The sequence below is a fragment of the Pseudoalteromonas sp. SCSIO 43088 genome, assembly GCF_023650795.1.
Classification (GTDB): domain Bacteria; phylum Pseudomonadota; class Gammaproteobacteria; order Enterobacterales; family Alteromonadaceae; genus Pseudoalteromonas; species Pseudoalteromonas shioyasakiensis.
Window position 1 is genome coordinate 109,737 of the sequence record NZ_CP072676.1, and the last position, 20,602, is coordinate 130,338.

The window sequence follows — 20,602 nt, forward strand, 5'->3', positions numbered from 1 at the left end:
TTAAGAGCGATGTTTAAGCATTTAACAATAGTGAGTTTATTCACTGCCAGCACTGCCATGGCGAGTGCAGAACAATTGACTTTATACACCGAAGTATTCCCTCCCTATAACTTTGTGCAGCACAATCAACTCACCGGTATTAACACCAAAATCATGGAATCTTTGTGCGAAAGAGCCAAGTTGAGCTGTACGTTTAGTGTATTGCCTTGGAAGCGCGCAATGTCACTAACACTCGCCCAACCCAATGCTGGAATTTATTCTACTTCACGCACCGCAAAGCGAGAAACTCAATTTTACTGGGTTGGCCCTTTGGTATCTGGACATTCATGTTTATACCGTTTAAATGCTCGCAACGACATTAAAGTGACAAGTACACAGTCGTTGCAAAACTACACCATTGGCGTATCTCGTGGTGATGTTTATCAAACCGTTCTTGCTGATTTTAGCCTTACTGAAGGCCAGCAATTTTTAACTTACTCAAAAAAGTTTGAAGAGCTAAAAATGTTTAAGCAAGGTAAGCATGACTTGCTGATTGGCTCCTCTCTCACTCTTTCATCACAGTTGATGAATGTAGGTATGAGCCCAGACCAAGTCACGCCGGTATTTGAGTTAAAGCACCCTGCCTTAGTGGGTAATTACTTAGCACTTAACAAAAATACATCGCCAGAGGTGGTCAATAAGCTGCAACACGCCCTCGATACCATGAAGCAAGAAAACCTGATTGACCCTCTTGTTGATCAGTTTGTAGCAGAGGATATGCACTCTCACGGCGAAACATTGACAGTTGCACAGCAGTGCTTAAATGGTTCTGCTATTTACTAAATTGGAGTGGTTTTAGGTAAGTTAGCCGCTATTTTTCTTATTTTTGAAGTCAATCGTGATTTTTCGCGCTAGAACGCAAAGCCATTGCCTCATCTTTAATTGCTTTTTATAGTGATAAAAATAACAAAAAGGGCAAAAAATTATGAAACCAACTCCACTATTTAAAAGCTTAGTGCTAGCAGTATGCTTAGGCGCAACAGGCGCCACTCAAGCTTACGATCGCATCACTGGCCATAACTTTGCTAGTCGTTCTGAAGTCATCGCACAATCAGGGATGGTTGCAACATCACAGCCGTTAGCTACGCAAGTGGGCTTACAAGTATTAAAAGACGGTGGTAATGCCATTGATGCAGCTATTGCGGCAAATGCAGTGCTTGGTCTGGTTGAACCGACTGGGTGTGGAATTGGTGGTGATTTATTTGCCATTGTTTGGGATAACAAAAGCAAGCAACTTTACGGTTTAAATGCCTCAGGTCGTTCACCACAAAGCTTGTCTTTTGATACTTTAAAAGCACAAGGTGACTACATTCCTGCTTATGGGCCATTGCCTGTGTCGGTACCTGGTGCAGTAGATGGTTGGTTTGAGTTACATAAAAAGTTTGGCAAAACACCAATGAAAGCCTTACTCCAACCTGCTATCGACTACGCTGAAAATGGCTTCCCTGTGTCTGAACTGATTGCTTATTACATGCAAAAAAGTGTGGCTGCACGAGGTAAATACCCAGGCTTTAAAGATGTATATATGCCTGATGGGGCAATGCCTGAAAAAGGTGAAATCTTTAAGAACCCTGCCCTTGCAAACACCTATCGCAAAATTGCCAAAGGCGGCCGCGATGCCTTTTACAAAGGCGATATTGCTAAAGAAATTGGTCGCTATATGAAAGAAAACGGCGGCTACTTATCGTATGAAGATTTAGCTACGCACCATAGTGAATGGGTTAAGCCTGTGAGCGCCGATTATAGAGGGTATACGCTTTGGGAATTGCCACCAAATGGCCAAGGTATTGCTGCACAGCAAATTCTGAATATTCTTGAAGGTTACGATATTAAAGCAATGGGCTTTGATAGCCCTGAATACGTACACACCTTTGTTGAAGCGAAAAAACTCGCGTTTGCAGATCGTGCTAAGTACTACGCCGATCCAGCGTTTAACACTATTCCCATACAAACACTTATATCGCAGCAATATGCTGACCAAAGACGCAAACTGATAGACCCTAATAAAGCCGCAAAACGCGACCATGCAGGCCCCGTAGAAGGCGATACCATTTATATGACGACCGCCGATAAAGACGGCAACATGGTTTCACTTATTCAAAGTAATTACCGTGGCATGGGCTCAGGTATGACACCGGCAAAATTAGGTTTTGTATTGCAAAACCGTGGCGAAATGTTCGCCCTTAAAAAAGGCCACATGAACCAATATGAGCCAGGCAAACGACCATTTCATACAATCATTCCTGCTTTTGTCACCAAAGATGGCAAGCCATATATGAGTTATGGCGTAATGGGCGGCGCCACACAGCCTCAAATGCACGCTCAAATACTTATCAACATGATTGATTTTGGCATGAACCTGCAAGAAGCCGGTGATGCACCACGTATTCTGCACACAGGTTCATCGCAGCCAACCGGTGAGATTATGGAAGACGGTGGTTTTGTTAGCTTAGAGTCAGGTTTTTCAATGGAAACCCGCCGCGAGTTAATGAAAAAAGGCCACACTTTACAAGACGCGGTTGGCCCGTACGGTGGTTATCAAGCAATATTGAAAGACCCAAAAACCGGCGTTTATTACGGTGCATCTGAAACCCGTAAAGACGGCCAAGCCGCGGGGTATTAGGCTTTCGGAAGTTAGCGAGTTTCAAGGGGAAAGTTAGCGAGTTAAAAGAGCTGTCAGCTATCAGCCGTCAGCTCTCAGACTCAAAACCATCACCTAGCGAGTTTCAAGAGTAAAGAGTAAAGTTACATCGCGTAGGCGTGAAATTTATTTCGCGCGATGGTTTGTAGGTTGGGTAGAGCGGAGCGAAACCCAACAAGCTAGCGAGTTTCAAGGGGAAAGTTAGCAAGTTAAAAGAGCTGTCAGCTATCAGCCGTCAGCTCTCAGACTCAAAACCATCAGCTAGCGAGTTTTGAGGTAGCAGCGATTTTACATCGCGTAGGCATGAAATTTATTTCGCGCGATGCTTCATGGCTCTCTAACTCCCAACCACATACCCTGCAAATATGATAAAAATCAGCGCTGAGCCATTTTTCTTTCTGAACATCTTTAGTATCAATAAAAATTTATAGTTAGCAATGCATTACCTTCTTTGGTAATAATAGAATTATCAAATATATGAGCGTGATATCAGCTGAAATACGCGCGAAGCGCACAATAAAATTGTTAGGTGGCTAAGAGTGTCATATGAACAACCTAGAGTATTGGATTCCAAACTGTTCTCCTTACATATCGAGAATGCTCTATGACATCGATAACCGAACTTTTACGATTGAATTTGTAAATAACGTGAATGACTTCAAGCCATTGTTGAAATTTGTCTGTAAATCCGTTCTTTCATATTCTGAAAATACAGTGGATGAAGATTACGATGACGACCTAATAGATGGTGTTATAGACATTGCTTGGAATGAAGTTGATAAAACTCTAGTGGTGTTAACTGATAAAAAGGAAATGATACTCAAGCTTGGACAAGCACCCATTTGTGAAAACGTCACGTAACAAACTTATAAACATTCGTTGCCTGTTATGCGGGGGATATAAGTTTCTAGAGTAGGAGTGAATTAAGTGCCTGAAGAAGCAATTATGCTTGCGGAAAAATTACTGAAAAGCGATGAAAATTACTTAGATAACGTAATTGCACTTTGGCGTATTGGAAATCAAAAATATGGTCAGTGCTGGGACACTGAATTTCACATCTTTGGTGAAATTGAATCTGAAACAGACCATTTGCCTATAAATCATGTTAGATCGAAGTGTTCAGATGAGTTTTTGGCCAAAGCTGACAAAGAATTAGAAGAAACTATCGAATATTATCGGGCTAATGTTGTTAAAGCTTGCAACATAATTATCGGTAGCAAAAACCTATAACAAACGCATGAAAGGATGTCTTAAGCTTGGCTTGCGCTCGTTCATAGTTAATTTTAGCCAAGTTTAATACGCCCCATATTGCGGCGTTGCCTTTTGGAGATATGGAAATGAATTTGGATAATAATCAAGAATGCAGTAGCCGTAATATTCCATTACCAATTCAGAGAGAAGTTCGGCAGCGTTGTGGTTTTGGGTGCGTAATTTGCGGAATGCCTCTTTATGAGTACGAACACATGGAGGAATGGGCTGAAGTTAAACGCCATGTGGCAGAAGAAATTACCTTACTATGTGATCAACACCATAGGGAAAAAACCGGTGGGTTACTTCCAAAGGAAGTAGTAAAAGAAGCAGACAAAAACCCTTATAATTTAAGAAAAGGTGTATCCAAACCATATAACTTACATTTCGCAGGAAAAGAGGCGAAAGTTGAAATCGGAGGTAATAGTTTTACTTGCCAAGATCGAGGTTATGGCACGGCTATGGTTCCAATAAGCGTGGATGGGACTCCTTTAATTGGTTTGGTATTAGCTGATGGGCATTTGTTACTTAATGTTGTCATATTTGATGAATTTAATGCTCCCGTATTACATATTAAAAATAATCAACTTTACTACTCTACTTCTCCATGGGATATACAATTGGTCGGAACAAAGTTAACCTTAAGAGAAGCACATAGAAAAATTTTACTAGAAATCGATTTCTATCCCCCTAACAGGGTTGTCATAGAAAGGGGGAGATTTTTAAGAAATGGCGTAGAAATTTTAGTGCGCCCTTCAAATTTACTAGTTACCAATAATTCAACTTTGTTAAGCGGTAACCATGCTCATAATTGCTATGGTGGGTTGATTATTGGTTACCACGAAAAACCTATTGGGGGTTTTATGGCTATCGCAGGTGTACCACGTTATTTGGGTGACAGAAAAGAAGCCCTTAAATTTGAGCGAGAGTCATTGAGCCGAATTGAACAAGCCTCTCCAAAATGACAAAAACGCTCGACGCTTTTTACATCTTAGTTTAGCCATAGCCCTTAGAAATTTCTATGCCAAATTCATCTAATAGTCATGAGCTAAAATGCTTTTTTCTAAAATGGTTGAACGACTCAAGGTGCAATGCTCGTAACTTTACTCTTTCCCCTTGTAGCTCGCTAACTTGTTGGTTTCAATCTGAGAGCTGACGGCTGATAGCTGAAAGCTCCACAACGTAGCTAACTCCCAACCACATACCCAGCAAAACCAAGCACTTTAAAATACTGTTTTGGGGTGCTGAAGCGAGTTTCATTCATTAACTCTGCAAAACGAATGCGGTCTAATGGGTAAAACTCGTGCTCAAGGTTGTGGCGCATGCGTTCTACGCCGACTTCGGTCAAACCTAACTGCGTACAGAGCTGTAGTTGAGACTCGCGCTCAAAAGCGGTTTCAGGGCGCATTAAATCGGCAATATATAAGTTGCTCGATTTTTTAAGTTTGCTGTGAATCGCTTTTAACAGCGCTTTTTTATCGCCGTTATCTTCAACAAAGTGCATTACCAGTAAACACAGTGCGGCGTCACATTGAGTGTCGATGTTGTTGATATCACCGCAGTGAACTGTCACGCGATCGCTGATGTTATGCTGGCCAAACTGTTGCTCGGCAATATCAAGCATGTCTTGTGAAATATCTTGAGCAATAAATTGCCAGCTTGGTTTTAGCGCCGCTAATTCGATGATTTCTTTACCAGTTCCGGCACCAACCACTAAAATGCACGCATCATCGTTCAGCGTGGTTGCTAATTGGGCTGCGGTTGCTTGATGTAATAGTTCATAACCTGGAACTAGGCGCAAAATGCGTTCGTCGTAGTGATTTGCTTCTTCGTGATTAAAAGTTGGCATGCTAATCCTTTAAATAACTGAGATGGTTGAATAACCACCTGGTTTTTTCGCTACATGCACTTGCGTGGCAACGCGTTCGGTCATTTCTGATACGTGAGAAATAACCCCTACTTTGCGGCCTTGTGCTTGCAGAGAATCAAGAGCATCCATCGCGATGCTTAACGTTTCACTGTCCAACGTACCAAACCCTTCGTCGATAAACAAAGAGTTTATCTGTACTTTATTCGACGATAACGAAGCAAGCCCAAGCGCTAGTGCTAACGACACTAAAAATGACTCACCCCCCGATAATGTATTAACAGAGCGCTGCTCATCGGCCATGTCTTTATCGATAATAGCGATATCGAGCGTTTGCCCTATGGCTGTTAATTTGTAGCGTTTATTTAGTGTCTGTAAGTGACTATTCGCGTAGTGCAGCAGTATTTTTAAGGTTTGCGTTTGCGCTAAATTACGCATGGTTTTGCCGCTGGCATCCCCGAGCACCTTATTGAGTAAATGCCAGTGCTCATAGCTTTTTTGCTGTTCAACCAATTGCTTTTGTTTATCAGCCAGCGCTTGGCTATTTTGTTGATGGGTTTTAAGCTCAGTCGCAACTTGCAATAATGCGTTATTCGCTTGTACTTGTTGCTCTGTGGCTTGATTAAGCTGTAATTGCAGCTCATCTTCACCGAGAGCTGGCTTGTCTTTTTGGTGCTGAGCCAGCGCCTGCTGTCGCTGTTTTAAAAGCGCCTCAGCGTCTTTTAAGCTACTCTCGGCGGTGTGGTAATCTGCCAGAGTTTGTTTAATTTCAGTGGGGCTTATCGTTAATAGCTGACTAACGGCTTGCTCATCCAAGCTTGGGTGCTGTGCTTTAAAATCATTAAACCAAAGGCTAAATCGCTCATTAAGCGCCGCTTGCTCAGCGGTGAGCTCTTTTTCACGCTCGTCAATATTGGCGATTTGAATGGCTTGTTCGTCACGCGCCTTCACCGCATTACTATAGTTTGTCTGGGCAAGTTGCAGTGTCTGCTGCGCTGAATCTATCGCCTTTTCAAGCTCTGCTATAAACTCATCTACAGATATCGCTGCGTTACTAAATAAGCCCTCGCGCTTTGATTTTATCTGCGTGAGTTCGTTTTGAGTTTGGCTTAGTTGCTCGTTGCACTGAGTTAAGTAGGTATGTGCTTCGTTTAGCTGCGGAGTTACATGTGCAAGGTGCTGCTCAATGGCTTTTAAGCTAGTTTTAAGCTCATCTGCCGTTTGCAGCGAAGCTTGATAAGCCTCAACGTGCTCTGCAATGTTCTCTAAAGAAATGCTTTGTGTATTGAGTGCCTGCCACCAAGGTGCACTAGTGAACTGTTGATTCAGTGTCGTATAAAGCTGCTGATACTCATCATTGAGCTCGTTTAAGCGTGTTTGCTGATTATTCAGCTGTTGCTGTAATTCGTTTAACTGCTGCTCTTTGTTATGTAGCGCTTGCCCTTGCTGATTATACTCAGCTTGCTTAGCCGAAAGCGTGTTTTGCAGCTGCTGTTGCTGTTCAAGGGTTTTGTAGTACTGCTGTTTTTGCAAGCTTAGCTGTTGCTGACACTCGTTTAACTGATCTTCGGTTAAATCATTTAGCTCAGTACGATTAGCTGCCATGGTTTCTTTGAGGCTCTGTTGTTGAGCGCTCAGTTCTGAGATTTGCCCAGTTAACGAGCTTATCTGCTGGCTGCATGCCGCCAGCTCATTACTTTTAGCTTGCTGTAATGCTTGCTGAGCTTTTAAGTGCTGTTTGGCGTTAGTTAACTGGTTGGTAAAGTCGTTAATAAGTTGACTAAATTGCTCGTTAACCATTTCTTCATGCATAAAGGGGTGCTCTTTTGAGCCACATACAGCACACGGCTCCCCTGCTTTTAAGGTGGCACGTAACTGGCTGACCCCTTCACTGGCTCTTAATTGCACTTGTTGTAAGTTTTGCTCACAAAACGAAACCTGCTGCTGTGCTTGCTCTGCACCTTGCTGCGCATCTTTTAATGCTGTTTGTAGTTGCTGCTCAGTTTGGCTTAATTTGTTTAGCTGGGTTTGCCAATTTTTTAACTGCTGATGATTAGTTTGCCATACTTGGCGCTTTTCAATCAGGTGCTTAATCGCCTCAAGCCCCGCATCAATATCCGCCATTGATTGGGTGTTTAAACTCGATTTAAAGGCGGTATCTTGATCAACTAAGCGCTTAATTTCTTGCTCAAGGGTTTTAAACTGGTTTTTGCACTGCTGCGCGGCTGTTTGCTGTTCATCAATTTTAGGTTGAAGAGCTTTTACGTTTTGCTGTGATTGGCTAATTGTGCGTTGTTGCTGGCTAAAGCGGCTTAACTCACTTTTAAAGAATGACCAGTCCTTTGCTAATGGTTGCCATTGTGCATGTGTTTCTAAATAGCTATTTATTTGCGCTTGTTGATCGAGCTGTTTTTGCTGCTCTGCTTTATGGCTATTTAGTTTATTAGTCAGCTCTTGATGATGGTGTTTCGCTTTCTCTGCTTGTACTTTTTGCGCCGCTGTTTGCTGGTTTAATACAGCAAGTTGCTTATCTAACTCTCGGGCCTGGCTAATAATAGGCTGCGCGTCTTTTTGTGCTTGCTTTGCTTGGTTTAGTTGTGCGGTTTGCTTCTCAAGCGTTTGCTCAGCGTCTTTGATCAGTGTTTTATGGTCAACGTTTAAAAGCTGTTCACGGTTTTTAATAAGCTGCCCATGTTGAGCAGCAATCGAAGTGACGCGCTCGCGGTTATCTTTTATTTCTAGGCATTGCTGGGCTTGTTTCGCTTCAGTGGCTTTTTCAGCAAGCGCGTGCATTTGTTGTTGTAACTCTTGCTTTGCTTGCTCTGCCTGGTTTAGTTGCTGTTGCTGCTGAGATGCTTGCTTGTACCACCCTTGGTACTGTTCAAATTGTTTTATTTGCTTTTGCAACTCAGCAAGTTTAGCCTCAAGCGCTTTTTGTTCTGCTTGTTTAGTTTCGACCTGTTCAGGGCTTAAAACCTGATAGTTACTTAAACTTAACTTTAACTGCTCTAATGCTTGCAGCTGTTCACGATGGCGTTCAAAAATTCGCTGACCAATACGGCTAAATTTATCGGTGCCTGTTAAGCATTCAAGTAGTTGCGCACGCTCATCCCCGGTTGCTTTTAAAAATGCTGCAAATTCATGTTGAGCAAGCAGCACAGCGCGTGAGAACTGTTCAAAGCTTAAACCGATAATACGCTCGATTTCTTTACTTGCAGCACTCCTATCAGCGATTAGTGTCTCATCGGGTAATGAGTACAGGCTATGTTGTGCGGGTTGTAATTTGCCATCGGCTTTATTACGCGCTCGGCTAAAACTTAACCTTGCTCGGTACTGCTGTTTATCTTGGCCAATGAAGTCAACTTCGGCATAGCCCTGCCCTGCCCCGCGGCGTAATAAGTTTCGCGAGTCATTGAGTTTGATATTGTCGCCGTTAAAGTCAATTTTATTGCCTGTATCGCCGCGTAACCTTGCGGTTTTATTATAAAGCGCTAAGCAAATGGCATCGAGTAATGTGCTTTTACCGGCGCCGGTATCACCCGTAATGGCAAACAGCCCTGCTTCTTTTAATGGTGAAGCGCTAAAGTCGACTTCGGCGTCTAAGATAGAGGCTAGTTGGTGAACACGAATCGCTAAAATTTTCATAGTAGGTCCTCTGCATTCAACTCATCGATCACTTGGCTTAGTAAGCTTTCTAATTCTTTTGGCACTGCCTGCCCTGCCATATCTTTATTGTTTGCAAATGCTTGCTCTAAAAGTGAATGTGGGTTTAGTGCTTCAATTTGCGAGACATCTTCAAATAGAGTTTGTTCATCGTCTTGCTGGTTGCCCTGCTGACGTACTCTTTCAATGCCACAAAACTTAACCTGCTTACCTTCAAGGGCTTGTTCTATTTGTTCTCTGAAAGTGGTGTCAGTGTCATGGGCGCTCAATTTAACCCGCAGGTATGGCGCTAAATCTTCATCTGTTAAGTCGAGTTTTTTTATAAGCTCACAGAGTTCGTTCAATGGCACACAGTCTTTTTCTGGTAGCAACATGACTTTACAAAAGCTAGGAATGTAAAGGGGGTTTACAGATGTACCTGAGTCACTAAGCTCGACTATCACAACTTGATGCTGATAGCGTCTTTCAGAAAATGACATCGGCATAGGCGTGCCACTGTAGCGAATAGTTTCTTTTTTCGCGACTGTCTGAGCTTTATGAAGATGCCCTAGTGCAACATAATCAGGTTGATCAGTAAATATGCTTGCCGATATTGCATCTTCACCACCAATCACTAAGTTACGTTCAGAATCAGATGAGATGTCTCCACCTTTTGCATGCAGGTGGCCCATAGCAATTAATGGCGCGTTTGGTAATTCGCTTGCTGCTTGTAATGCATCTTTGTAGGCAAGAGCAACGGCTTGGTTGTAACTTAACGGTTGCTGTTGTTGGCGGTTATAACTGCTTATATCACTGCTACGTAAAAATGGCATAGCAACAACATTCGCATCGCCATTTTTTGTGCTGATTGGCAGTACTACTTCATGAGGAGCATTGCTATCAAAGCGGCCAACAACATGGGTATCAAACTGAGCCAATAAAGGTTTTGCCGCCATAATACGATTTGCTGAATCATGGTTACCAGCAATAATCACTATGTGTAAGTCAGGGCAATGCTGCTTAGTGGTTTTAATAAATTGGTAGAGTTGGTTTTCTGCGCTGGCAGGTGGCGTTGCCGTATGATAAATGTCACCCGCAACCAGTAGTAAGTCGATCTGTTCTGACACAAGCGTATCGGTTAACCAAGCCAGAAATGCTTGATGCTCATCGAATCGGGAATGCTCGTAGAATTGTTGGCCTAAATGCCAATCAGATGTATGAAGGACTTTCATTAAACGCTCTTATTATTTATTAAGAGCGTCAATATACCTAAGCTGAGCCAAGATGCCCAGCCTGGTTTGTTAACTTAAGCTATACCAAGCAAAAACCACCATTGGCAATGCTAACAATGCCATTATCATAGGTACTTTAAGCGCTTTAGTTTGCTTAGCTTGTAAAATCTTAAGGGCATTTGTTTCATTACATGCCGCTACTTTGTCGATATAAAAATACCCTGAATCTAGGTACTGTTTACAATTTTGTTCGTCCGCTGGAATTGCAATTAGTTCTTGTTGTTTTTTTAGGATATAGAAATCCATACGCTCACCGAATTCTATGCTGATTACCAAACATTTTGGGGTTTAAAATGCATGCTTAGCAGACCCCAAAATCAAAAAAGTGGGCGATTTTAAATACAAATGGCAGTAAATTTCAATAGCAAATGTCGCAAAATTTAATTTATTGCAAAAATAATGGCAATTAAGGATAAAATTACCAGTGCAGTCGGGTAAATTAGCCACTTTTTAGACCCATTTACACTCGGGTTCGTGCGAGATAATGCATCTGACTCATCACAAGCTGCAATCACTTCGACAAATTCAAATCCGCGTTCTTTGTACTCGTTTAGAATTGATTCTTGAGCAGGAATGGCTGCTAAACGAGAGTCTTTTTTTACAATATAAAACTTCATCTAATCACCCTTTCATCATTAACTAGAATTTAAGCAGAGTATCTACTTATCAACTGTAATACTTTGGGATGAATTAGTGCTGAACTAAAATTAACCAGTGTTTTGTAAAGGGGGTTTACATGGTGTTAATCAAGGCAATTTTTTTGTGAAAAATAGGTCTTCAATAAAACATCGAATACTACCCGAAAAATCCCGCACTTTATCGTTATTTTATTGCAACTTTGTTAGCAGTTTGCGATGGTACGCTGGCAAATTAATTACAGGATTAACAATGAAAAAAGCAGTTCTCAAATTGAGTGCTTTGGTATTGCCTTTAGCAGTATCTTCAGCTGTGATGGCGTCATCTGTTGAGCAAACTAAAGGCTCATTCGTTGACAAGTTCCGTCAGCTAGATGAAGCACTTCCAACTCCAAACGTATACCGTAGTGCAGCCGGTGAACCCGCTGAAAATTACTGGCAACAGCAAGTAAACTACGACATCGATGTAAAGCTTGATGAAAAGAAACGCCGCTTAACAGCAAGCCAAACTATCGAATACAAAAATAACTCGCCGCACACGTTAAAGTACCTTTGGTTACAACTAGACCAAAATATCTTTAAATCTGACTCAATTGCTGAAATGACATCTACTTTCAATGGTAAAACATTGCAAGGTGACCCTCAGCCAAAATCAACTAAATTGAGCCTAGGTCAGTTACGTCGTCAGCAATTCATGGCCGACAACGAGCTGGGTTATCAAATCGCCAATGTTAAAGACGAAGACGGAAAAGAGCTTAAAGTTACTGTAGTAGATACCTTAATGCGTATCGACTTAAACGAGCCGCTTAAACCGGGTAAAGACGTTGAGTTCAGCATGGACTTCGCCTTTAACATTGTTGAAGAAGACGCCGTTGGTGCACGTTCAGGTTATGAACACTTTGAAGAAGATGGTAACGATATCTTCTTATTAGCGCAGTGGTTCCCTCGTCTTGCTGCATACACTGACTATGAAGCCTGGACTAACAAAGCTTTCTTAGGAAGCGGTGAGTTCACTCTTGAGTTTGGTGACTACGATGTAGAAATTACAGTACCTGCTGATCACATCGTATCGGCAACAGGTAAGCTTGATAACCCAAGCAGCGTTCTGACTAGCACACAGCGTAAGCGTCTTGAACAAGCTGAAGATGCTAAGCGCCCTGTTTTCATCGTGACTGAAGAAGAAGCGTTAGAAAACGAGAAAGAAGGCACAAACAAAACTAAAACATGGCACTTTAAAGCTGAAAACGTACGTGACTTTGCGTGGGCTTCTTCACGTAAGTTTATGTGGGACGCAAAAGGCTATCATCAAGGCGGTAAAGATCAGCCGTTAGTAATGGCAATGTCTTTCTACCCGAAAGAAGGTGGCGACCTTTGGAAGAAGTACTCTACTGAAGCTGTTGTTCATACAATGGAAGTTTATTCACGCTTCTCGTTTGACTACCCTTACCCTGTGGCTCAGTCTGTAAATGGTCCTGTAGGTGGTATGGAATATCCAATGATCACCTTCAATGGCCCGCGTACTGACCTACAAGACGACGGTACACGTACTTACTCACAAGCAGAAAAGCGTTTCTTAATCGGCGTTGTTATCCACGAAGTAGGTCACATTTACTTCCCTATGGTGGTTAACTCTGATGAACGTCAATGGACGTGGATGGATGAAGGTCTTAACAGCTTCTTAGATGGTGTTGCTGGTCGTGAATGGGACCACACAATTCCTTGGGGTGTTGAGCCTCGCGATGTTGTTGCATACATGAAATCTGAAAACCAAGTGCCTGTTATGACTCAGTCAGACAGCGTATTACGTTTAGGCCCTAATGCTTATACTAAGCCTGCTGCTGCACTTAACATTTTACGTGAAGTGATCCTTGGCCGTGAGTTATTCGACTTTGCATTTAAAGAATATGCACAGCGTTGGAAGTACAAGCGCCCTACTCCAGCTGATTTCTTCCGTACTATGGAAGAAGCATCAGGTGTTGACCTTGATTGGTTCTGGCGTGGTTGGTTCTACACCACAGATCACGTTGATATCTCTTTAGACAAGGTTTACCAACTTCGTTTAGATACCAAAAACCCTGATATCGACTTTAATCGTTTACGTGATATCGAAGCTGACAAGCCAATGCCGTTATTCGTAAAACGTAATAAAGAAGAAGGCAAAAAGCTGTGGGTTGAAGAAAACCCAGACGTAACTGACTTCTACGACGAAAACGACCGCTTCACAGTAACTAACAAAGAGCGCAACGCGTATAACAAATTCCTTAAAGGTTTAGAGCCTTGGGAACGTAAAACGTTTGAGCGTGCAATCAAAGAAGATAAAAACTACTACGTACTTGAGTTTTCAAACTTAGGTGGCTTAGTCATGCCTATCTTATTAGAGCTTACTTATGAAGATGGCACGAAAGAAGAGCAGTACATTCCGGCTGAAATCTGGCGTCGTAACCACAAGCATGTACAAAAGCTAATTGTTACAGAAAAAGGTAAAAACCTAGTGTCTGTTACAGTCGATCCACGCTGGGAAACAGCGGATGTTGATGTAGAAAACAACAACTACCCGCGTCGTATTATTCCATCACGCATTGAAGTGTACAAACGTGAGAAGAGTAAAGCGAAAGTTAGCCGCGATATCATGCAAGATATTAAAACTGAGCTGAAAAAAGACGACGATAAAGATGCTGAGGAGCAACAATAATGCGCTTTACAGCCATTATTTTTGCTTTATTACTGAGTGCGCCAACTATGGCGCACCAGTTAAAAGCGTCTGTGACTACCGTGTTATTTAACAAACGGACTAACAACATAGAGCTGATGCATCGTTTTTATTTACATGATACAGAACACGCCGTTGAACATTTGTTTGACGGCAATGCTGATATATTAAGTAATAAAGAAGATCAAAAGCGTTTTGCTGATTATGTTGAGTCACATATTGCTCTACAAACTTTAGGTGGCAAACCACTTGAACTTAAAGATGTGGGTGCGCAAGTTGATGGTAAATTCTTTTGGGTTTATCAAGAAGTCACGATACCAGAGGGAATTCATGGTATTCGTATGAGCAACGGAGCACTTCGTGACCTATGGCCAGCACAAGTAAATATGGTAAACATTGAAGGCAAAGGAAAGGTAAAAACACTGACCTTTAGCCAAGATGATACCTGGCTTGAGGCTAGGTTTGAGTCGGTCAATCCAGAGTAATACCAATCCAAAAGGATTAAAAAAGTTCCTTTTTTAATCCTTTGATCCTTTAATTAACCCATTTCGTAAACTATCTTATTAATGGGCTTCAAAATTTTCCCAACTCTCATATACAGGGATTTATATGACTATCCATGACAACAATATCCGTGGTGTAATCTTTGACTTAGATGGTACTTTGGTTTCATCAGAGTTGGATTTTTCGCTTATCAAAGCGCAGGTAGGCTGTCCTGTTGAGAATGACTTACTTGCTTACATTGCATCATTACCTTCGCCTTACATGCGTGAAGAGGCGATGAACATAGTTCATCAGCATGAACTCATAGATGCACAACACGCTCATTTATTGCCAGGTGTTGCTGAGGCAATTACTAGGCTGAAAGAAAATAATATCCCGATGGCGATTGTAACTCGTAACTACGACCGTGCAGCTGCTATTAAATTAAAGAATAACCCCTTACCAATAGAAACTGTGCTGACTCGCTCTGATGCGCCAGCTAAGCCTGATCCAAGTGCCTTGAATGCGATTGCTACATTATGGGAGCTTGATCAGTCTGAGTTACTATATGTTGGCGATTACTTATTTGATATTCAGGCTGCGCATAATGCCAATATGCGTGCTTGCTTGTACGCACCAGATGAAATTCCTGAGTATGCGAATCAGGCCGATTATGTAATGCATCATTTTTCAGAACTACCTACTTTGGTTGACTCATTCCAAGAAAATAAGGTGTTATGTTAAATAGCTTTGTTTTTTATTTTTCCTGAGTAATTTTGTTAGTTTTTTATTTTTCAAAATGTCCTAGTACTAGCCCAAGCCGTCATGAGTTGCTAAAATATCGGCAATTATCAAATGTATTCATAGAGGCATAAGATGGGCAGAGCATTTGAAGTCCGCAAAAACGCCATGGCTAAAACAGCCAATGCAAAAACTAAAGTAAATTCTAAGTACGGTAAAGAAATCTACGTTGTTGCTAAAAATGGCGAACCAGATCCAGAAGTTAACCAAGCGCTAAAACGTATTATTGAGCGTGCAAAAAAAGACCAAGTTCCAGCACACGTAATCGATAATGCAATCAAAAAAGCAGCCGGTGGAGCAGGGGAAGACTATTCTCCAGCACGTTACGAAGGCTACGGCCCGGGTAACTGTATGGTAATTGTAGACTGTTTAACTGATAACCCTAACCGTACTATCAAAGATGTACGTTTACCGTTTACAAAAACAGATTCAAAAATTGGCACACCGGGTTGTGTAGCGCATATGTTCGATCACTTAGCTGTTTTAGGCTTTGAAGGTGATGACGACGAAGTTGTACTTGAAGCGCTAATGATGGCTGATGTAGACGTAACGGATGTAGAAGTAGAAGATGGCAAAGTGTCAGTTTTCGCTCCACATACAGAGTACTACAAAGCAAAAACTGCTCTTGAAGAAGCATTTGAAGGTATTAACTTTGAAGTAGACGAAATCACGTTTGTTCCACAAGTTCATACTGACATCACTGATCCAGATGATATCGCAAACTTTGAAAAGTTTATTTCTATGCTTGATGACTGTGATGACGTGCAAAACGTTTATCACAATGCGATTGTCAAAAACTAATTTTAAAAAAATTAGTATAAAAAGGGGCATTTGGTAACAAATGCCCCTTTTTTAATAGATTTTTATTATGTAGTGAATGATGAGTATTCACTGTCGTTATGAGTTCAATTGATATTAGTCAAAAAAAAGCAGCCCTTAGGCTGCTATGAACGACACATGAAACTCGAAGGAGAGTTGTGTAGTGGCTAATTTAACGACTTATATTTTATACGGAACGCATGCAATAATGGTTCAGTATAACCACTAGGTTGTTTAACTCCCTCTAATACAAGGGCTAAAGCTGCTTGATAAGCAACACTTTGTGCTAAGGTTTCGGCTGAATCAGCCATATTTTTGTAAGCCGGATCACCTTCATTTTGTCCATCAACAACTTTCGCCATGCGTGCCATGGTTTTTCTAATTTGCTCTTCAGAACAAACCCCATGATACAGCCAGTTGGCCATGTGCTGGCTTGAAATACGCAGTGTGGCACGGTCTTCCATCAAGCCTACATGGTTGATGTCTGGTACTTTTGAGCAACCAATACCTTGGTCAATCCAACGCACAACATAACCTAAAATACCCTGTGCATTGTTATCAAGTTCGGCTTGAATATCTTCTTTGCTTAAGCTGCTGGCATCTTTCATAAGCGGCGGAGTGAGTAAGCTGGTAAGGCTTGCTTCTTTGCGGTCCATAAGCGCTTTTTGACAGGCAAATACATCAATATCATGATAATGCATAGCATGCAGTGTTGCAGCAGTAGGAGAGGGCACCCACGCGGTATTTGCACCACTTTTCGGGTGACCACTTTTTTGTTCCATCATTAACGCCATTTTATCTGGCATTGGCCACATACCCTTACCAATCTGTGCTTTACCACTAAGGCCAGTTGCAAGACCAATATCTACGTTGCGATCTTCGTATGCGCTGATCCAAGGTTCAAGTTTAATAGCGCCTTTTGGCAGTACTACACCTGCTTGCATTGAAGTATGAATTTCGTCACCAGTGCGGTCTAAGAAGCCGGTATTGATGAATACAACACGCTTTTTAGCTTCGAAAATACAGGCTTTTAAGTTAGCTGATGTACGGCGTTCTTCATCCATAATACCCATTTTAATGGTGTTTGCTGGTAAGCCTAGCAGCTGCTCAACGCGGGTAAATAGGGTATTAGTGAATGCCACTTCTTCTGGGCCATGCATTTTTGGTTTAACAATGTTAATGCTATTAGCCGTTGAATTTTTGAGGGTGCTTGTGCCTTTTAAATCATGAAGCGCTGCGGTGCTGGTGATAATGGCATCCATAATGCCTTCAAACACGTCATTGCCTTCACTATCTTGGATAGCTGGGTTAGTCATTAAATGGCCAACGTTACGCACAAACATCATGCTACGGCCTTTTAGCGTGATTGTTTCCCCATTTACACCTTGATATTGGCGGTCTTGTGCTAAACGGCGCTCAATGGTTTTGCCATCTTTGTTAAATGCTTCTACAAGGTTTCCTTGCATTAAACCAAGCCAGTTTTGATAAACATTTACTTTGTCTTCGGCATCAACGGCAGCAACGGAATCTTCACAGTCCATAATCGTTGTAAGGGCTGCTTCTAGTAGTACATCTTTAAGGCCTGCTTTATCTGCTTGGCCGATTGGGTGATGATGGTCAATTTGCAGCTCTACATGTAAGCCATTATTTTTCAATAAGATAGCGCTTGGGTTTTGCGCTTCACCTTGGTAGCCAATAAGTTGTTCAGGATTTGCTAAACGAACCTGACTACTGTCACGTAATGTGATTAAAAGCTCATTATTTACTACTGCATAGCTGGTGCTTTCGATGTGTGAGCCATTTGCTAAAGGCAATGCTTTATCGAGGAACTGGCGGGCATAAGCCATTACTTTAAAGCCACGTACAGGGTTGTATGTAGAGCCTTTCTCTGCGCCGTCATCTTCACTCAATACATCAGTGCCGTATAGCGCATCATACAAAGAGCCCCAGCGAGCATTCGCTGCGTTTAGAGCAAAGCGTGCATTGCTTACTGGCACAACAAGCTGCGGCCCAGCTGTACTTGCGATTTCAGACTCTACTTGCTCTGTTTCTATGCTGAAGCTAGCGGGTTCAGGAACGAGGTAGCCAATGTCTTCAAGGAATGCTTGATAGTTAGTTGCATCCCATACCGGCTGCTGCTTGTGGTAGTCATCAATCTTAGCTTGAAGTTGTTCGCGTTTTTCTAAAAGTGCACGATTGATTGGCGTTAGTTCATTGACGATATCAGCAAAGCCTTGCCAAAAGGTGTCTGTGCTAATGCCTGTTCCAGGTAAAAGTTGCTGTTCAACAAACTGTGCAAGTTGTTGATCAACGCTTAAACCGTTAAGTGAGAGAGTGGTCATAATAATGTCCTTTAAACGAGCTTAATTTGATCATTCATGGTTCAACCATATCGTAAAAAAGGCTAATAAGCAGGCTATTTGCCATTCACTAAAAATATAGTGGCAATAACAACTATAAATTTACTAAATCCAAAAAATCCGCCTAATGTTGAATTAAGCGCTACGAAGCAAATGCCAAGTAGCCACTCTCACTAACAAAAAATAGATAACCCGTTCGAAGGATTTTTATTATGACAACATATCAACGCGAAACAGATAACCTAGCTACTTTATGTCAAACACAAGGCAAAACGTGGCAGTCAATCAACCCTGAATACGCAAGCCGTATGCGCTTACAAAACCGTTTTCGTACGGGTCTAGACATTGCTCAATACACTGCAGACATTATGCGTGCAGACATGGCAGCTTATGATGCTGACCACAGCCAATACACACAATCATTAGGTTGTTGGCATGGTTTCACTGCACAGCAAATGATGATGGCAATTAAACGTCATAACAAAACAACTAAACGCAGCTATGTATACCTAAGTGGCTGGATGGTTGCGGCACTTCGCTCTGAGTTTGGTCCATTACCTGACCAAAGTATGCATGAAAAAACATCTGTTCCAGCGCTAATCGAAGAAATCTACACTTTCTTAAAGCAAGCTGATGCACGTGAACTTGACCACCTTTACAAAGACCTAGACGAAGCGAAAGCAAACGGCGGTGACGTTCAAGCAGTGCTAAATAAAATCGATAACTTTGAAAGCCATGTTGTGCCAATTATTGCTGATATCGATGCGGGCTTTGGTAACGAAGAAGCAACTTACCTACTTGCTAAAAAGATGATTGAAGCGGGTGCATGTGCTATCCAAATCGAGAACCAAGTATCAGACGCAAAACAATGTGGTCACCAAGCTGGTAAAGTAACTGTACCGCATGAAGATTTCCTAGCAAAAATTAACGCTGTTCGTTACGCTTTCTTAGAGCTTGGTATTGATAACGGTATTATCGTTGCTCGCACAGATTCATTAGGTGCAAGCCTTACTCAAAAAGTGCCAGTATCTAAAACACCAGGCGACCTTGCTAGCCAATACACGTCGTTCCTTGAAACAACACCTGTAAACAGTGTAGATGACTTAAATGAAGGCGACACAGCAATGAAGCTGAATGGTCAGCTTTGCAAACCAACACGTTTAGATAATGGTTTATACCAGTTCCGTGAAGGCACAGAGAAAGACCGCGTAGTTCTTGATTGTGTAACTAGCTTACAATCAGGCGCAGACTTACTGTGGATTGAAACAGAAAAGCCAAACGTTAAACAAATCGCTGAGCTTGTAAACCGCGTTAAAGAGCAAGTACCAAATGCTAAGCTGGTATACAACAACTCACCGTCGTTCAACTGGACACTTAAATTCCGTGAGCAAGTATATGCTGAGTGGCAAGAACAAGGTAAAGACCTATCTGCTTACCCAAGCATCGATGACAATAAAGCATTAATGGCGCCAGAAATGGATGACACAGAGCTTGCAGCGGCAGCAGACGTACTTGTACAAAACTTCCAAAAAGATGGTGCACGTGAAGCGGGTATCTTCCATCACCTAATCACGCTACCAACTTACCATACAGCGGCGCTAAGCACTGATATTCTATCAGAAGGCTATTTCGGCGACCTAGGTATGCTAGCGTATGTTCGCGACGTACAACGTCAAGAAATCCGCCGTGAGCAAGCATCAGTGAAACACCAAGACCTAGCAGGTTCAAACATTGGTGATACTCATAAAGAGTACTTCTCTGGTGAAAATGCGCTTAAAGCCGGTGGTGAAGCAAATACTATGAACCAGTTCTAACCAAGTTGTAATTTCCTGCGTATACCCAGGCTACGTGAAGATGTAATTTTCAGCGCTATCACAGGGGTTTCAATACAAGGCGTGACAATGAAGGAATGTAGGTACCTTTCGATTTGTCACAACGTAGTAGTGGAGCCCCTGTGAAGCGCCCGAAGGGCAAGGCTAAAACGCATTTATACTGCGTTATTGATTTTAATAAGGGAACCACCATTATCTGCAATCAATGCCTTGTCTAAATGCGTTTTATCTCT

The 20,602-nt window shown here is 42.0% G+C and carries 16 protein-coding genes; 10 read left to right on the forward strand and 6 right to left on the reverse strand.

Going from position 1 to position 20,602, the window contains the following annotated elements; translation table 11 throughout:
• The first annotated feature begins 9 nt into the window (after positions 1–9).
• From J8Z28_RS18370 to J8Z28_RS18390, 5 genes are all read left to right on the forward strand, one after another.
• Positions 10–822 carry a substrate-binding periplasmic protein gene (locus tag J8Z28_RS18370; RefSeq protein ID WP_250660709.1) on the forward strand — a complete coding sequence of 271 codons (813 nt, stop codon included), beginning with the start codon at positions 10–12 and terminating at the stop codon, positions 820–822.
• Between the two features lie 142 nt (positions 823–964).
• Positions 965–2,662 (forward strand): gamma-glutamyltransferase, encoded by a 1,698-nt coding sequence (gene ggt / locus J8Z28_RS18375; protein ID WP_250660710.1) that lies wholly within the window; start codon positions 965–967, stop codon positions 2,660–2,662.
• Positions 2,663–3,226: 564 nt separating this feature from the next.
• Positions 3,227–3,541: a hypothetical protein gene (locus J8Z28_RS18380; RefSeq protein ID WP_130167489.1), complete on the forward strand. Its 315-nt coding sequence runs from the start codon at positions 3,227–3,229 to the stop codon at positions 3,539–3,541.
• 66 nt (positions 3,542–3,607) lie between these two features.
• Positions 3,608–3,910: a hypothetical protein gene (locus J8Z28_RS18385; RefSeq protein ID WP_240701526.1), complete on the forward strand. Its 303-nt coding sequence runs from the start codon at positions 3,608–3,610 to the stop codon at positions 3,908–3,910.
• Positions 3,911–4,011: 101 nt separating this feature from the next.
• Positions 4,012–4,893 (forward strand): cell division protein, encoded by an 882-nt coding sequence (locus tag J8Z28_RS18390; protein ID WP_240701525.1) that lies wholly within the window; start codon positions 4,012–4,014, stop codon positions 4,891–4,893.
• A 221-nt stretch (positions 4,894–5,114) separates the two neighbouring features.
• On the opposite strand, the gene J8Z28_RS18395 is transcribed toward J8Z28_RS18390, so the two are convergent.
• The 5 genes from J8Z28_RS18395 to J8Z28_RS18415 all read right to left on the reverse strand — a co-directional run bounded on the left by J8Z28_RS18395 (position 5,115) and on the right by J8Z28_RS18415 (position 11,346).
• Positions 5,115–5,777 (reverse strand): class I SAM-dependent methyltransferase, encoded by a 663-nt coding sequence (locus J8Z28_RS18395; protein WP_250660711.1) that lies wholly within the window; start codon positions 5,775–5,777, stop codon positions 5,115–5,117.
• Positions 5,778–5,786: 9 nt separating this feature from the next.
• Positions 5,787–9,440, reverse strand: a complete 3,654-nt coding sequence (locus tag J8Z28_RS18400) for an SbcC/MukB-like Walker B domain-containing protein (protein ID WP_250660712.1) — start codon at positions 9,438–9,440, stop codon at positions 5,787–5,789.
• Entirely contained in the window at positions 9,437–10,669 is a 1,233-nt protein-coding gene (locus J8Z28_RS18405) for an exonuclease SbcCD subunit D C-terminal domain-containing protein (protein ID WP_250660713.1), read from the reverse strand. The genes J8Z28_RS18400 and J8Z28_RS18405 overlap by 4 nt, the downstream gene beginning before the upstream one ends.
• Before the next feature lie 69 nt (positions 10,670–10,738).
• Positions 10,739–10,975, reverse strand: coding sequence for a hypothetical protein (locus J8Z28_RS18410; RefSeq protein WP_054553375.1), 237 nt, complete (start codon positions 10,973–10,975; stop codon positions 10,739–10,741).
• 134 nt (positions 10,976–11,109) lie between these two features.
• Complete coding sequence (locus J8Z28_RS18415; protein ID WP_054563150.1) at positions 11,110–11,346, reverse strand: hypothetical protein; 237 nt, start codon at positions 11,344–11,346, stop codon at positions 11,110–11,112.
• A gap of 271 nt (positions 11,347–11,617) precedes the next feature.
• Between J8Z28_RS18415 and J8Z28_RS18420 the strand changes: the two genes are divergently transcribed.
• The 4 genes from J8Z28_RS18420 (at position 11,618) to J8Z28_RS18435 (ending at position 16,159) form a co-directional block, all read left to right on the forward strand.
• Positions 11,618–14,056, forward strand: a complete 2,439-nt coding sequence (locus J8Z28_RS18420) for a M1 family metallopeptidase (protein ID WP_250660714.1) — start codon at positions 11,618–11,620, stop codon at positions 14,054–14,056.
• On the forward strand, positions 14,056–14,559 hold the full coding sequence (locus J8Z28_RS18425) for a DUF6702 family protein (RefSeq protein ID WP_250660715.1): 504 nt from the start codon (positions 14,056–14,058) through the stop codon (positions 14,557–14,559). Before J8Z28_RS18420 ends, J8Z28_RS18425 begins: the two co-directional genes overlap by 1 nt.
• 124 nt (positions 14,560–14,683) lie before the next feature.
• Positions 14,684–15,301: an HAD family hydrolase gene (locus tag J8Z28_RS18430; protein ID WP_055021253.1), complete on the forward strand. Its 618-nt coding sequence runs from the start codon at positions 14,684–14,686 to the stop codon at positions 15,299–15,301.
• A 132-nt stretch (positions 15,302–15,433) separates the two neighbouring features.
• Positions 15,434–16,159 (forward strand): YebC/PmpR family DNA-binding transcriptional regulator, encoded by a 726-nt coding sequence (locus J8Z28_RS18435; RefSeq protein WP_054553380.1) that lies wholly within the window; start codon positions 15,434–15,436, stop codon positions 16,157–16,159.
• Between the two features lie 185 nt (positions 16,160–16,344).
• Here J8Z28_RS18435 and J8Z28_RS18440 read toward each other — a convergent pair whose 3' ends face one another.
• Positions 16,345–18,519 (reverse strand): malate synthase G, encoded by a 2,175-nt coding sequence (locus J8Z28_RS18440; RefSeq protein WP_502934624.1) that lies wholly within the window; start codon positions 18,517–18,519, stop codon positions 16,345–16,347.
• Positions 18,520–18,749: 230 nt separating this feature from the next.
• Between J8Z28_RS18440 and J8Z28_RS18445 the strand changes: the two genes are divergently transcribed.
• Positions 18,750–20,351, forward strand: a complete 1,602-nt coding sequence (locus J8Z28_RS18445; RefSeq protein WP_054563156.1) for an isocitrate lyase — start codon at positions 18,750–18,752, stop codon at positions 20,349–20,351.
• Positions 20,352–20,602 lie beyond the last annotated feature (251 nt).

Coding starts and splice junctions, on each gene's coding strand:
- J8Z28_RS18370 (WP_250660709.1), top strand. CDS start 10: ATGTTTAAGCATTTAACAATAGTGAGTTTATTCACTGCCAGCACTGCC.
- ggt (WP_250660710.1), top strand. CDS start 965: ATGAAACCAACTCCACTATTTAAAAGCTTAGTGCTAGCAGTATGCTTA.
- J8Z28_RS18380 (WP_130167489.1), top strand. CDS start 3,227: ATGAACAACCTAGAGTATTGGATTCCAAACTGTTCTCCTTACATATCG.
- J8Z28_RS18390 (WP_240701525.1), top strand. CDS start 4,012: ATGGAAATGAATTTGGATAATAATCAAGAATGCAGTAGCCGTAATATT.
- J8Z28_RS18395 (WP_250660711.1), bottom strand. CDS start 5,777: ATGCCAACTTTTAATCACGAAGAAGCAAATCACTACGACGAACGCATT.
- J8Z28_RS18400 (WP_250660712.1), bottom strand. CDS start 9,440: ATGAAAATTTTAGCGATTCGTGTTCACCAACTAGCCTCTATCTTAGAC.
- J8Z28_RS18405 (WP_250660713.1), bottom strand. CDS start 10,669: ATGAAAGTCCTTCATACATCTGATTGGCATTTAGGCCAACAATTCTAC.
- J8Z28_RS18410 (WP_054553375.1), bottom strand. CDS start 10,975: ATGGATTTCTATATCCTAAAAAAACAACAAGAACTAATTGCAATTCCA.
- J8Z28_RS18415 (WP_054563150.1), bottom strand. CDS start 11,346: ATGAAGTTTTATATTGTAAAAAAAGACTCTCGTTTAGCAGCCATTCCT.
- J8Z28_RS18420 (WP_250660714.1), top strand. CDS start 11,618: ATGAAAAAAGCAGTTCTCAAATTGAGTGCTTTGGTATTGCCTTTAGCA.
- J8Z28_RS18425 (WP_250660715.1), top strand. CDS start 14,056: ATGCGCTTTACAGCCATTATTTTTGCTTTATTACTGAGTGCGCCAACT.
- J8Z28_RS18430 (WP_055021253.1), top strand. CDS start 14,684: ATGACTATCCATGACAACAATATCCGTGGTGTAATCTTTGACTTAGAT.
- J8Z28_RS18435 (WP_054553380.1), top strand. CDS start 15,434: ATGGGCAGAGCATTTGAAGTCCGCAAAAACGCCATGGCTAAAACAGCC.
- J8Z28_RS18440 (WP_502934624.1), bottom strand. CDS start 18,519: ATGACCACTCTCTCACTTAACGGTTTAAGCGTTGATCAACAACTTGCA.
- J8Z28_RS18445 (WP_054563156.1), top strand. CDS start 18,750: ATGACAACATATCAACGCGAAACAGATAACCTAGCTACTTTATGTCAA.